The organism is Shewanella piezotolerans WP3, from assembly GCF_000014885.1.
GTDB lineage: Bacteria > Pseudomonadota > Gammaproteobacteria > Enterobacterales > Shewanellaceae > Shewanella > Shewanella piezotolerans.
Genome location: NC_011566.1, coordinates 2,448,385 through 2,462,091, shown reverse-complemented (window position 1 = coordinate 2,462,091; position 13,707 = coordinate 2,448,385). Strand labels below are relative to the sequence as shown.

Genomic DNA, 13,707 nt, shown 5'->3' with positions numbered 1-13,707 from the left:
CGAGCTTAAATAACGATTATTTGTGTTCGATTGTACTGATATTTACTCTATTTGTATCTATGTACTATTTGGAAGAGATAAGAGATTAATCTCTTATCTCTTCCCAACAGAGTATTAATTAATAAGACTTAATAAACAACATTTACCGTGTAACTCAATGCGTGCGTACCTTCCGATGCTGAACTTGCAACAACATCAACCTTACCACCGACAGTCATTGTTGCAACGTTGCCCGAAATATTGACTGTTGAAGCCGTAGGAGTAAAAGTCACACCCGCTACACTCGTATCAGCGCCAGAAAGTGTTACAGTCACACCACCATCTTTACCCGTAATATCAAAAGAACCTGCAGCCTGAGTCGCACCAGTGGCTAAACAGTTACTACCCGATTGCGTAGCATCAAAAGTAAATTCACATGAACCATCACTTGAAATGTCGATATCACCTAGCTCAAGCGGAACGGATTCAGAAACTGTGATTGGGTAAACCAAATTAAAGTTGGCTGTGCCTGTAGTATCAGCTGCACTAGCTTGTGTTGATAGCAAAAGAGAAGAGGCGATTAAAGGTGAAAGGAGTATTTTTTTATTCATTATGTTGTTCCCATTGTAGCGCAAGAAATTATCATTAATTTTAGGTAGAGTCTAAGCGCTTGTTTAGCCGCACTTTAATTAGCTCAGAAACAAAAGATAACAATTTCGTTACATTTAGCAACATGTTTTAAACCTGCAAAACGCCAGTCATTCTCAAAATGATTTTTACGTATCTATTACCCCTAAATAAACTAAGGTTTAGCGGTAGCGCTTTCAGACACTAAACACCACGATTACTGTTATAAATAGTGATAAGCACCACCAAGAGAGGCAGCGACAGGATTAAAAATTACCACAAATTCAATTACCTCGCGCTCCCAAATAGCTATATGTAATATCTAATAACCAATAGCACTAAGCCTTTAGTCTTACGAAACGAGATATTTCACTGAAACAACCACTAAATGCAACGAGCAATAACACTTAACTACTACAAAGCTAACCCTTATAGATAATTCTATTGTTGTTAAAAACGGTTCAGGTTAACCTAGATCAAAAAAGGGGAATATAATGTTGAGCCTCAAAAAAATTAAAGTCCTGCTAAATATAAATTTGCTGCTAATAGCAACCACCTCCGTAAGCACTGAAGCAGCAATTACGATTACTGAGTTACAGCCAATAAAATACCCTTCTACCGTCAAAAACCAGAGTAAGTCGACAGTTGTGCTCGTCAATTGGAAAGGGAACCTTGGAAATGCAACAAACGCCACACTGCTTGATAATGATTACTATGAAGGCAAATACCTCGTCAGCTCAGATTCCAACCTCCCTATCACAATTGAATTTTTTCAATTAGGTAATGAGAGTAAGGTGAATTTGAAAACACTGCGGGTAAGATATAAGAACAAAACCTATAAGAGTTTTCCAACCATCGCCCTTGATAACCCAGGCTTAGATGGCGAAATCATTGCGATTGGAGCGAAAGTCGTAGCGGGAAAAAATGCTACTGCGGGGGATAAAAACCCACAATATGTTCTGAGGATAGAGGAGCAACAGTAACACTATTGCTCCTCTATTGAGACATGGGCTTACTTGGCTTCAGGCTGAATCAGATTAAAGTGATTATAAGCACGTTGTGTCGCGATACGACCGCGAGGTGTTCTTTGCACAAATCCCTGCTGAATTAAGAACGGTTCTAACACATCTTCAATGGTTTCGCGCTCTTCACCAATAGCGGCTGCTAGGTTATCTAATCCGACCGGGCCGCCCATAAATTTATCAATAATGGCCAATAGTAGTTTTCGGTCCATATAATCAAACCCTTCAGCATCGACATCTAACATATCCAATGCTAATTCAGCGACGACTTTAGTCACCGCACCACTATGCTTGACTTCGGCAAAATCCCGTACTCTGCGCAATAAGCGATTCGCAATTCTTGGGGTACCACGGGAACGCCTTGCAATCTCAATAGCGCCCTCTTCATCTATCTCAAGTTCCATCACCTTTGCAGACCGAATAACAATCGTCGACAGATCTTTAATGTTGTAGAACTCTAGTCGCAGCGGAATACCAAATCGTGCTCGCAGTGGTGACGTTAATGAACCTGCCTGGGTTGTGGCACCCACCAGTGTAAAAGGCGGCAAGTCTAACTTAATTGAGCGAGCTGCAGGTCCTTCACCGATCATTATGTCAAGCTGATAATCCTCCATTGCTGGATAGAGGATCTCTTCAACTACGGGGCTTAGACGATGGATTTCATCAATAAACAACACGTCATTCTCTTCAAGGTTGGTTAATAACGCAGCCAAATCACCCGCTTTTTCTAAAACAGGCCCTGAGGTCGACTTGATATTAACGCCCATCTCATTAGCAACAATCATTGCCAGTGTTGTCTTACCCAGACCAGGGGGACCATATATAAGCATATGATCTAACGCTTCACCGCGTTTTTGCGCAGCTTCAATAAAAATCTTTAACTGTGCGCGAGTGTCGTCCTGCCCCGTATATTCATCCAACAATTTTGGACGCATAGCTCTATCGACAACTTCGTCAGGCTCGATAACTTGTGGTTGTATTAGGCGATCAGCTTCAATCATTGGTTATCCTTAAAGCATCGACTTAAGCGCTGATTTGATCAGCGATTCTGAATCGATTCCATCGACATAAACAGCAGATACAGCTTTACTGGCCTGCGCGGGTTTGTAACCAAGCGACAATAAAGCAGCAATAGCATCTTCTTCGGCAGTATTAGCGACAACGGGAGCGGTATAATTGGATTGCAACATAAACTCTCTTTCTGAGCCAACGGATGCTTCCATTAAACTTTTGAGCTTATCTCGCATTTCTACCAGTAAACGCTCTGCTGTTTTCTTACCAACACCAGGAAGTTTAACCAAAGTGGCAATATCGTCCCTTTCAACACAAGCAACAAATTCCCCAGCTGTCATACCGGACAGTATCGTTAACGCCAACTTGGGCCCTACGCCATTGGTTTTAATCAATAAACGAAACAGTGCACGCTCTTGCTTTGAGATAAAGCCATATAAAAGCTGTGCGTCTTCTCTCACAACAAAGTGAGTAAAAACTACTGCCTCAAGACCGATTTCAGGTAACTCATAAAAGCTAGTCAGTGGCATCTGGATTTCGTAGCCAACACCAGAAACATCAATAAGCACTTCAGGTGCTTGCTTCTCAACAAGTAAACCTCGTATCCGACCAATCATTTATATCTTCCGTATGTTCTAGAATTTGCTCTGCCGCCCATGGCCGCTAAGCTTTGATTTGTATGATAATGACACACCGCCACCCCTAATGCGTCAGCGGCATCAGCCTGCGGTGCACTGGGTAACTTTAAGAGTTGCTGGATCATATGCTGCACTTGCGACTTCTGTGCCCGCCCGGTGCCCACAACCGCACTTTTTATTTGAGTTGCACTGTATTCTGCAACCGGCAAGTTTGCAGCGGTTGCTGCAACAATAGCAGCTCCGCGAGCTTGGCCTAACTTCAATGCCGAATCAGCATTTTTAGCCATGAAAACTCGCTCAATAGCAAATTCATCAGGCTGGTACTGCCTGATAATTTCAGATAGACCGTCAAAGATTTGTTTTAAGCGCAACGGTAGTTCATCAGAGCTGGTTCTTATACAACCGCTGCCAACATAAACTTGTTGCCTGCCAACACAGTTGATGACTCCATATCCGGTTATCCTAGAACCTGGATCGACGCCTAAAATAATGGCCATAAAATCTATTCCAAGCCTGCCATCACTTCATCAGAAATATCAGCATTATGGTAAACCTCTTGCACATCATCGTGATCTTCAAGGTTATCGATTAATCGCAAAAATTTAGGGGCAGTACTAGCATCTAATTCAGCTTTAGTTGAAGGTAACATTGTCACTTCAGCATTAACAGCTTCAAGCCCTGCCGCATCTAATGCATCTTTAACTGCGCCAAAGTCTTCTGGAGTAGTAAACACATCGATAGAGCAATCTTCATGTGCCACAACGTCATCCGCGCCAGCCTCTAACGCCGCGTCCATCACTGTATCTTCATCTGCGTTTTGATAAGAAATAATACCCTTTTTGTCAAAAAGGTAGGCAACAGAGCCATCAGTACCTAGATTGCCACCTGATTTGCTAAATGCATTTCTAACGCCTGACACGGTGCGGTTTTTATTATCAGTCATGGTTTCGACTAAAACAGCCGTGCCACCAGGTCCGTAACCTTCATAGATAATGGTCTCTAGTACTTGGCCATCTAGTTCACCCGCACCTCGTTTAATCGCACGCTCTACAGTGTCACGCGTCATATTGTTTGACAGTGATTTATCGATGGCGGCACGTAGTCTTGGGTTGGAGTCAGGATCTGAACCACCTTCTCGAGCAGCAACTGTAAGCTCACGAATAAACTTAGTAAAAAGCTTACCTCGCTTAGCATCTTGTGCGGCTTTACGGTGCTTAATATTATCCCACTTACTATGACCAGCCATGTTTATCTCCTACATTCGATGCTTAGGTAAACCACTTTGTACTTTTGTGGCCTGCCAAAATTATCCGAAAAAAAGCCGAGTCTTAACTCGGCTATTGTTACGCGTTGTTATTCGCCGTCTTTGACCTCAGGCTCTATAACACTGACCCCAAGCTCAACTAACTGCACAGGGTTAGCGAACCCTGGTGCATTGGTGAGCGGACAAGCCGCTGTAGTTGTTTTAGGGAAAGCCATCACATCACGAATAGAGCTTGCACCCGTCATCAGCATGATAATACGGTCTAAACCAAACGCTAGCCCCGCATGAGGCGGCGTACCGTAACGGAGCGCTTCTAATAAGAAGCCAAACTTTTCGTTTGCTTCTTCATCGTTGATCCCTAGTATTCTAAACACAGCTGATTGCATTTCGCTATTATGGATACGTACCGAACCACCGCCTAGCTCACAACCGTTCAGTACCATATCGTATGCGTCTGAAATAGCAGCTGTTGGGTTAGCTTCGAGTTCAGCTGGTGTCATATTACTAGGCGCAGTAAAGGGGTGATGCATAGCATGTAAACCACCATCAGAAGTGCGCTCGAACATTGGGAAGTCAACGACCCAAAGTGGCTTCCAGTCACCTTTAAGCAAGTCGAAATCTTCACCTGCTTTAAGACGCAATGCGCCCATCGCTTCTGCAACAACATTAGCTTTATCGGCACCAAATAGAATGACATCGCCAGTTTGTGCACCAGTACGTTCAAGTAACGCTTTTACGACATCTTCAGTTAAGAACTTAAGCACTGGAGATTGGATCCCTTCCATGCCTTTATCAAGATCATTAACTTTCATCCATGCTAAGCCCTTCGCACCATAAATGGTCACGTACTTAGCATATTCATCGAGTTGCTTACGAGAAAGCTTAGCGCCGCCCGGTATACTCAACACTGCAACACGCCCCTCTGGATCGTTAGCCGGACCGTTGAATACAGCGAATTCGACCTCTTTCACTAGATCAGCAATATCAATCAGTTCAAGTGGGTTACGTAGATCTGGCTTATCAGAGCCATATCTACGCATCGCTTCAGCAAATGTCATTCTAGGGAACTCGCCTAGATCAACATCTAGTAGTTCTTTAAATAAACCACGAGTCATCTCTTCTGTCTTAGCCATAACCTGCTCAGAGGTCATGAAAGAGGTTTCGATATCTATTTGGGTAAATTCTGGTTGGCGATCAGCACGTAAATCTTCGTCTCGGAAACACTTTACGATTTGGTAGTACCGGTCAAAACCAGACATCATCAACAGTTGCTTAAATAACTGTGGAGATTGCGGTAGCGCAAAAAACTGGCCTTTATAAGTGCGGCTTGGCACTAAGTAATCGCGAGCACCTTCTGGAGTTGCTTTGGTCAAAATAGGCGTTTCAATGTCTAGGAAGCCATTGCCATCAAGAAAGCGTCTTACGGCACTGGTGACTTTAGAACGGAAAACAATACGGTCAGCCATTTCTGGACGACGCAGATCCAAATAGCGATATTTCAGACGCTGCTCTTCAGTGTTGTGCTGATTCTTGTCCATGTTGATTGGAAGAGGCGCTGAACTATTTAATACCGTCAGTTCAAGACCAAGAATTTCAATCTCGCCAGTACGCATATCAGCATTGACTTGGCTATCAGGTCTAGCTCTTACAAGACCTTTAATTTGAACACAGAATTCACTACGCAAGCTGCTTGCAACTTCAAACACTTCAGGAAGGTCTGGATCATAGACAACTTGTACAATACCTTCTCTATCACGCATATCGAGAAAAACTACGCCGCCTAAATCTCGGCTACGATTAACCCAACCCACTAGGGTTACTTCTTGACCAACGTGAGACTTATTGACGTCTCCACAATAATGACTGCGCATTTAGCTCTTTCCTTTATTCCGCAAAACGATGTTTGAGGTTCTGGTTCTAAACAAGACAAAAGCGGCATTATAGAGGTATATTGCCGTTTTCGAAATAACTTCTCGACTAGACGGTTAAGTATCAATCAATTTTATATGAAAATGAATAGATTTAGCTTAGGGCAGCTGATCTTTCGAGCTTAGTTTTTGTTCGAGTTCAATTATTTTAGTACAAGGCTGAAGCGATGCTCCTTAGCTGGCTAAGCAAAAAGCTCGTAACGCAGTAATAAAAGCATTGAAACGAACCCTAATATTACTGTTGAAGCGAGTTTCTTGATGATTTTCCGCCCGTATTTTTAGCACGGTACATATGAGTATCAGCCGTCTTAAGCAATGTATCAACACTATCACCATCAGCAGGGTATATAGCGATCCCCATACTAGCAGAAGCAGATAAGCTTAGATCCCCAATAACGAACGATTTAGCTAAACATTGCAGTAGCAACTCAGCGACGTTATCTACCGCTGCAATCGACTCTACTTGATTAAGAATAACAATGAATTCATCACCGCCTAATCGACCTACGGTGTCGGAGCGTCTGATTGAAGTCGCTAATGCTGCGCTTACAGCAATAAGATACTCATCGCCAATATGATGGCCATGTGCATCATTAATCGCCTTAAAACCATCGAGATCAATAAAAATAACCGCAAACTGTGACATTTCACGACTATGGATTAAAATCGCTTGCTCTAGCCTTTCTTCAATCATAGAGCGATTGGGTAGCTTGGTTAAACTGTCATGCTTGGCAAAAAGTGCCATTTTGTTTTCAGCTTCAATCCTTAACGCAACCTCTCTACGTAAACGTCTATTTGCCAAAAGCGCCATGATGACAAAAATAGCCAAGGCACAAAATACCAGTATACTCACTCGTAACCTATTCTCGAAGTCTTCCCGACCAAACTCAATGGTTTGCGATACCCATTTATGGTGGATCTCTTGTTGTTGCTCACGATCAATAGTAGAAATGACACCATTTATATAAGGCAGTAAAGATTGCTTACTTTTATTAATGCCTATGTGGCTACGCTGCTCAGCGAAATCGACTAACATCGACATTTTTAAGTTTGAGAAATGGCCTTTTTTCAAACCTGAGCTCAAATTCATTACTTTATCAATAAAGACATCGGCTTTGCCCTCTTCGACAGAGTTAAGTCCAGCATGACTATTGGGCACCAGCACTAACTTTACAGTCGGGTACTCTCGCATAAGATCAGCAACGATGTGATAGCCTTCAACAACGGCGAGTCTTAGCCCGTTAAGTTCCGATAAACTAAATATATTCACACTGTCTAACGAGGTCACAACTCCCCAAGGAGAGGGCCAATATGGCAATGAAAAAACCAAATCATTTTTACGTTCAGCAGTTGCAGCAATGCTGCCTGACATATCAATATCACCCTTTAACAAGGCATCAAGCAGTGCTTGCCAGTCGCTAAATTCAACGTATTCAAGTTGCAGATCCAGCTCACGGCCCAGAATGCCAAATACTTCGCTATTTATACCTGCGTAATGACCCTCTGCATTTTTATATTCCATTGGCGCCCAGTTATTAACAAAGCCTACTTTTATCTTCCCAAGGTTTTTTATCATGGCGCGTTGCTTGGCATTCAACAGTAATAGCTCTTTGGTTGGTGAATAGATCCGATCCCTTGGGTTCAAAATCCACTTGGCTTCAATTGCCGCCAACTCTGCCGATGTCATCAAGTCAAACCCTGTCGCTATACGTTCAGAAAAACCTAGGTCATTGCCTCTGTTTAGTGCGTAAAGATCAGTTTTAAAATGCAATGTTGGAAATTGATAAAAATCCTCCCATTGCTGTTTCAGCAATAAGTAATGTTGTGTCCAAGCCGATGCAGCAACAAAACCATCAGTTTCGCCTGATTCTGTTGCTTTAATCATCTCCTCTACATTAGATAAATAGCGAAAATCCGACTCAGGTAGAGCTTCAATTAATTCGCTCAAATAAGGCGAAGTAGGCGCAACAGCAAATACCTTGCCCTTCATGTCTGCAAGCGTTTTGTACTGTTTTTTATAGGTGAATAATCTGCTGCTTACTTGGTAAATGAGGTGTGCACGATTAAGTCCAGATTTCATTGATTCGCTTTCAGGGTAACCAAGTTGAACATCAGCAGAACCTTTTTTAACATTATCAATAGCTTCCTTCATATCGCCAGCGATAAACCTTACTGGCAAACCCGTTTTATCCGACCACAACTTCCAAATGTCAACCAATAGACCATGGGGTAAGCCATTCGGCCCGACATCTGCATACGGTTCCACGCCGACTTGCATCGCAATGATTACTTCATTTTGACCACGCTGGATCCCCAACCACTTACGTTTAATCCCACTGAGCTCTGCTTGTTCTATTTGGGTAAACCCGTGCATTATATTGTGCAATTTAGCAGCATCCCCCTTCTTGACCACAGGGTAGAAAGATAACTCATCAAGCGCTATTCGACGCTTAAACGGGAATGACATCAGCATCTCTTGGCTAACTTCACTCTCTCGTAAATAACCTTCTAGGCCAGCAAAAACATAGATCTCATTGGCTTTTACCGCATCAATGAGCTGCTTGCGGTTGTCATAATAGGCAAATGATACGTTTGGTAGTTTTTGCTGCAATAGTTCAATATGTGCAGATCCCTTAACAACCCCAACTCTATAAGGGGTCATCTGTCCGAGTTCTTTGCTGCTAGCGAGGATTTTATTAATATAGAGGTAACTTTGTACTTTGCTAATAGATTGGTCGAACTCAAAAGCTCTACGCCGAGATAAGGTATTAGCCATCCCCATGTGGATATCAGTTAAACCACTTTCGACATCTTTCAAGGACTGCTGCCAATTTGTAGGCCGAAACTCAATCTGACGTTGGTTTGTCTTCGCCCACAACAACCAATAATCAACCAGTAAACCACTTTCAACACCATTTTCATCAACATACTGAAAGGGGTAAGAGTCATCACTCATTGAGATCAGCAGTGGCTTGATATTATCATTTTGCGCCGAAAACACTGGATAGGTATAAAAGAGCGATAAAACAATGATCAACACGTAAACGTTATATTTCAATTACAATCCCTATAAAAGGTCAAACATCTGTAAATAATTTGTATCAATATGGCTATTAGACAAAATTTTATGAGGAATTTCCAGTACTAGTCTTGCTGGTTGCGGATATGTTTAGCTAGAATAAAGAGTTGAACTCCCACTATTTGATCACATGAAATCTTCACAAGACGACTTATACGCGAAACCTTACCAACAAGTCAGCGACTTTCAGTTCGACAATAAAGTTGCTGGTGTGTTTAATGACATGATCCGTCGGTCGGTACCTGGTTATGGGCAAATCATTAATACTATTGGAGATTTAGCGCAAAAATATGCCACTCCAAACAGTAAAATATATGATCTTGGCTGTTCATTAGGTGCTGCAACATTGAGTGTTCGCCGCCGAGTAGAGGGACGAAATTGTCAAATTATCGCCGTTGATAATAGTGAATCTATGATCGAACGCTGTAAAGAGAACTTGTCAGCCTACGTCAGTGAAACGCCAGTAAAATTAGTTTGTGGTGATATCCGTGATATTGAGATTGAGAATGCATCACTAGTGATCCTCAATTTTACCATGCAATTTTTAGCGCCTGAACATAGACAAAGCTTGCTTAAAAAAATCTACGATGGTCTCCAACCTGGCGGCTTGCTCGTGCTGTCAGAGAAACTTTACTTCGAACAAGACAAAATACAATCGACATTAGATGATTTACATCTCGATTTCAAAAGAGCAAATGGTTACAGTGAGTTAGAGATCAGCCAAAAAAGAAGTTCGCTCGAGCATGTGATGAAGCCTGACACGCTTGAACAACATAAAATACGGATAAAACAACAAGGGTTTAGCCAATTCAGTGTTTGGTTCCAATGTTTTAACTTTGCATCAATGGTGGCAATTAAGTGATAAGTTTTAGCTCTTTTTATAAACAAATTTCAGATTCTAGCCTACAGCATTGGCTAGAAACGCTACCAGCTATTTTAGGCGAGTGGCAACGCGAGCATAAGCATGGCTCACTTCCTAAGTGGGAAAAAGTGCTTAATAAATTACACTACCCACAGCCCGATACTATCGATTTCACAACGAGTGTCACCATAGGTTCTGGCGAGCAATTGTCAGCTGGTGAACGAGAAAAACTCGAAAACTTACTCGCAATATTCAAACCTTGGCGTAAAGGTCCTTACTCTATTCACGGTGTCGAAATCGATACAGAATGGCGCTCAGATTGGAAATGGGAGCGTATTGCACCGCATATTTCTCCTTTAGCAAACCGTACAGTACTTGATGTAGGCTGTGGCAGTGGTTATCACATGTGGCGCATGCTTGGAGAAGGCGCAAAACATGTGGTTGGGATCGACCCGTCACCAATGTTCATGTGCCAGTTTGAAGCTGTAAAAAGAATCGCAGGTAATGAGCATCCAGTTCACTTCCTACCATTAGGTATTGAAGAGCTACCACCACTGGATGCATTTGACACTGTTTTTTCGATGGGAGTACTTTACCATCGTCGTTCTCCGATTGACCATCTCATTCAGTTAAGAGATCAGTTAAGAACAGGTGGGGAACTCGTTTTAGAAACCTTGGTCATAGACGGTGACGAGAACACTGTTTTAGTCCCAGAAGACCGCTACGGAAAAATGAACAATGTGTGGTTTTTACCTTCAGTAAAAGCACTCATGTTGTGGCTAAAAAAGAGTGATTTTATCGACATCCGCTGTGTAGATGTTGATGTGACTTCTCTAGCAGAACAAAGAAGTACACATTGGATGCCTAATGAATCATTAGTTGATTATTTAGATCCTAATGATGTTAGCCTTACCGTTGAAGGTTACCCCGCTCCAAAGAGAGCAACTATAATCGCAACAAAGAACCAACCAAACAAAGAAACCAAATAAAGATTTAATCTAGCCGATAGTAATGGGAAGCACTATGTTTAAGCAGATAATTTGTATCGCCGCCATCGCAACAGCCATCACTGGTTGCGCAACAACTAAAGACGCAAATGCGCCAGTTCCTGTCGATGCAACAGCGTTAGAAGCCAGTTTGAATCAACAGCAAGTCAATATTGTAAATGCTATCGATGCTTGTAAATCACAACAAGCGGCAAGCATGACCACACTCTCTGAACAACTAGCACAGCTCGACGCTAAAGTTTCAACACTAAAACAACAAGAAAAACCAGCGGTGGTCCCGGTTGTGGCTCCGGCTCAATGCCCTCCTTCTCCGCTGCAAGGTAAGTTTATTCTAGGCGCAGTTGAGGATGTTTTTGTTGATGAATTAAAAGCAAGCTTTAATACTCGTATCGATACCGGCGCAGAGTCGTCGTCACTCGATGCCCACAATATTATCTTGTTCGAACGTGATGGCAACCAATGGGTACGCTTCGACGTATTTACCAGCGGTGCAAAGCAGCCAGCCCAAACATTTGAGTCGAAAGTCGAACGCTTTGTAAGAATCAAAGAAGCGGATGATAAGACTGATAGACGTCCAGTGATCCATGCTCATCTAGAGATAGGTAAATATAAAGCGGAAACAGACCTTAACCTAACAGATCGTAGCCATTTGGAATTCCCGTTATTACTGGGACGAAAATTTATGCAAGATATAGCCGTGGTAGATGTAGGCCAGACCTTTATTCACGGAAAGAAGAAAGGCGGTAGTACATCGTCTGCTTCTAAATAATAGGAATAATAATAATGCATTCAAGAAAGCCTTTTTATATTTTGGTTGCCCTGCTCTTTATTGCTGGGATTTCCGCAAGCATTTATCGTGGCATTGAACATAGCGTGCCATTTTTACCGGGTAAACAAGTTCAGAGCTGGGCTGTAGACGCTAAAGTCAGCTTCCAAGGAACTATGGAACCTGCTGAAGTTTCCTTCTCTTTACCAGAAGATCCAGCTTATGAAATCTTAGTGGAAAACGCCACTTCTCCGGGTTATGGCTTGACGATCACTAACAATAAGGTTGATCGTCGTGCAATATGGTCTATTCGAAGTGCTACAGGCCGCCAAGACTTATATTATAAAGTTACGTTGATCCCAACAGGGCAAACACAGCTACTCACCGATGTTGAACCAGAAGCGCCAACGCCATATATGTGGCCTGCAACAGAAAGTGCCGCGGCTGCACAGGCAGCGGAGGAAGTTTGGGCCAAAAGTGCAACCAACCTATCATTCGCACAACAACTCAATAAAGATCTCAATGCAGAAGAACGTAGCCAAAATATTGAGCTTCTTTTAGCAGGCAACTCGCCGAGTAAATTGTTTATTAGAATGCTGCACAGCAAGGGGATTCCAGCTCAAGAAGTCAGTGGTTTGTTCCTTGAAGATCAACGTCGTAGACAACAGCTATCAACGTTTGTTGAAGTCTACAATGACGGCGAATGGCATCTCTTTAACCCTGCAAATGGCACCCAAGGTCGCCCGGATGACCTATTGCTGTGGGATCGTTCAGGTAAGTCAGTACTCGATGTCATTGGTGGCGTGAACTCTCAAGTTAACTTCTCCATGTTGCAAGATACTCGCTCGGCGCTTGCGACTGCGATCGATGTGATGAAAAATGATAATGCATTAGACTTTTCATTGTACCAATTGCCGCTTGAAGAGCAGAGTTTGTTTAAAGGAATTCTACTTATCCCTATCGGTGTTTTGATGGTGGTATTCTTGCGAGTCTTAATCGGTATTAAAACCTCAGGTACCTTTATGCCCGTGCTAATTGCGCTGGCGTTTATACAAACGACTCTTTTTACGGGTCTGATAGGCTTCTTGTTAATTGTAGCCTTTGGTCTGATGATCCGCTCATATCTGTCTGAGCTCAACCTATTGCTCATATCCCGGATCTCGGCGGTCATTATCGTGGTTATCGGCATTATTGGTTTATTTACCCTGCTCTCTTACAAATTTGGCTTAAGCGAAGGGCTAACAATTACCTTCTTCCCAATGATCATCTTAGCTTGGACTATTGAAAGAATGTCTATTCTGTGGGAAGAGGAAGGCGCCAAAGAAGTTGTTATTCAAGGTGGCGGCAGTTTATTCGTTGCGACATTGGCATACCTAGCGATGAGTGCGACTTGGGTGCAGCATTGGGTGTTTAACTTCTTAGGGATCCACTTAGTCATTTTAGCTCTCGTACTATTGATGGGCCAATATACTGGTTACCGTTTGCTTGAGCTGAAACGCTTTAAGCCTCTGGCTGGAGAATAAT

General features: G+C 42.6%; 12 protein-coding genes. 5 read left to right on the top strand and 7 right to left on the bottom strand.

Translation table 11 applies throughout. The features are described from left to right. Nucleotides 1-128 precede the first annotated feature (128 nt). Nucleotides 129-590 carry a VCBS domain-containing protein gene (locus SWP_RS10545; protein WP_020912463.1) on the bottom strand — a complete coding sequence of 154 codons (462 nt, stop codon included), beginning with the start codon at nt 588-590 and terminating at the stop codon, nt 129-131. Between the two features lie 510 nt (nt 591-1,100). Here SWP_RS10545 and SWP_RS10540 point away from each other — a divergent pair. Then, nucleotides 1,101-1,589 carry a hypothetical protein gene (locus tag SWP_RS10540; RefSeq protein WP_020912461.1) on the top strand — a complete coding sequence of 163 codons (489 nt, stop codon included), beginning with the start codon at nt 1,101-1,103 and terminating at the stop codon, nt 1,587-1,589. A gap of 29 nt (nt 1,590-1,618) precedes the next feature. Here the strand turns inward: SWP_RS10540 and ruvB are convergent, their stop codons facing one another. From ruvB to SWP_RS10510, 6 genes are all read right to left on the bottom strand, one after another. Then, on the bottom strand, nt 1,619-2,629 hold the full coding sequence (ruvB, locus tag SWP_RS10535) for a Holliday junction branch migration DNA helicase RuvB (RefSeq protein ID WP_020912460.1): 1,011 nt from the start codon (nt 2,627-2,629) through the stop codon (nt 1,619-1,621). A 9-nt stretch (nt 2,630-2,638) separates the two neighbouring features. Next, the gene (gene ruvA, locus SWP_RS10530; protein ID WP_020912459.1) at nt 2,639-3,256 is read right to left on the bottom strand and encodes a Holliday junction branch migration protein RuvA; all 618 of its coding nucleotides are present in this window, start codon (nt 3,254-3,256) and stop codon (nt 2,639-2,641) included. Further along, complete coding sequence (gene ruvC, locus SWP_RS10525; protein ID WP_020912458.1) at nt 3,253-3,774, bottom strand: crossover junction endodeoxyribonuclease RuvC; 522 nt, start codon at nt 3,772-3,774, stop codon at nt 3,253-3,255. The genes ruvA and ruvC overlap by 4 nt, the downstream gene beginning before the upstream one ends. Before the next feature lie 5 nt (nt 3,775-3,779). Then, nucleotides 3,780-4,523 (bottom strand): YebC/PmpR family DNA-binding transcriptional regulator, encoded by a 744-nt coding sequence (locus tag SWP_RS10520; protein ID WP_020912457.1) that lies wholly within the window; start codon nt 4,521-4,523, stop codon nt 3,780-3,782. 107 nt (nt 4,524-4,630) lie between these two features. Beyond that, complete coding sequence (gene aspS / locus SWP_RS10515) at nt 4,631-6,412, bottom strand: aspartate--tRNA ligase (RefSeq protein WP_020912456.1); 1,782 nt, start codon at nt 6,410-6,412, stop codon at nt 4,631-4,633. A 292-nt stretch (nt 6,413-6,704) separates the two neighbouring features. Beyond that, nucleotides 6,705-9,527, bottom strand: coding sequence for a diguanylate cyclase domain-containing protein (locus tag SWP_RS10510; protein ID WP_020912455.1), 2,823 nt, complete (start codon nt 9,525-9,527; stop codon nt 6,705-6,707). Between the two features lie 151 nt (nt 9,528-9,678). On the opposite strand from SWP_RS10510, the gene cmoA reads away from it, so the two are divergent. From cmoA to SWP_RS10490, 4 genes are read left to right on the top strand one after another with little or no spacing between them, the layout of a single operon-like run. Further along, the gene (gene cmoA / locus SWP_RS10505; RefSeq protein ID WP_020912454.1) at nt 9,679-10,410 is read left to right on the top strand and encodes a carboxy-S-adenosyl-L-methionine synthase CmoA; all 732 of its coding nucleotides are present in this window, start codon (nt 9,679-9,681) and stop codon (nt 10,408-10,410) included. Continuing rightward, nucleotides 10,407-11,399, top strand: coding sequence for a tRNA 5-methoxyuridine(34)/uridine 5-oxyacetic acid(34) synthase CmoB (gene cmoB / locus SWP_RS10500; protein ID WP_020912453.1), 993 nt, complete (start codon nt 10,407-10,409; stop codon nt 11,397-11,399). The genes cmoA and cmoB overlap by 4 nt, the downstream gene beginning before the upstream one ends. 34 nt (nt 11,400-11,433) lie before the next feature. Then, entirely contained in the window at nt 11,434-12,186 is a 753-nt protein-coding gene (locus SWP_RS10495; protein ID WP_020912452.1) for an ATP-dependent zinc protease family protein, read from the top strand. Between the two features lie 14 nt (nt 12,187-12,200). Beyond that, nucleotides 12,201-13,706, top strand: a complete 1,506-nt coding sequence (locus tag SWP_RS10490; RefSeq protein ID WP_020912451.1) for a UUP1 family membrane protein — start codon at nt 12,201-12,203, stop codon at nt 13,704-13,706. Nucleotide 13,707 lies beyond the last annotated feature (1 nt).

Coding starts and splice junctions, on each gene's coding strand:
- SWP_RS10545 (WP_020912463.1), bottom strand. CDS start 590: ATGAATAAAAAAATACTCCTTTCACCTTTAATCGCCTCTTCTCTTTTG.
- SWP_RS10540 (WP_020912461.1), top strand. CDS start 1,101: ATGTTGAGCCTCAAAAAAATTAAAGTCCTGCTAAATATAAATTTGCTG.
- ruvB (WP_020912460.1), bottom strand. CDS start 2,629: ATGATTGAAGCTGATCGCCTAATACAACCACAAGTTATCGAGCCTGAC.
- ruvA (WP_020912459.1), bottom strand. CDS start 3,256: ATGATTGGTCGGATACGAGGTTTACTTGTTGAGAAGCAAGCACCTGAA.
- ruvC (WP_020912458.1), bottom strand. CDS start 3,774: ATGGCCATTATTTTAGGCGTCGATCCAGGTTCTAGGATAACCGGATAT.
- SWP_RS10520 (WP_020912457.1), bottom strand. CDS start 4,523: ATGGCTGGTCATAGTAAGTGGGATAATATTAAGCACCGTAAAGCCGCA.
- aspS (WP_020912456.1), bottom strand. CDS start 6,412: ATGCGCAGTCATTATTGTGGAGACGTCAATAAGTCTCACGTTGGTCAA.
- cmoA (WP_020912454.1), top strand. CDS start 9,679: ATGAAATCTTCACAAGACGACTTATACGCGAAACCTTACCAACAAGTC.
- SWP_RS10495 (WP_020912452.1), top strand. CDS start 11,434: ATGTTTAAGCAGATAATTTGTATCGCCGCCATCGCAACAGCCATCACT.
- SWP_RS10490 (WP_020912451.1), top strand. CDS start 12,201: ATGCATTCAAGAAAGCCTTTTTATATTTTGGTTGCCCTGCTCTTTATT.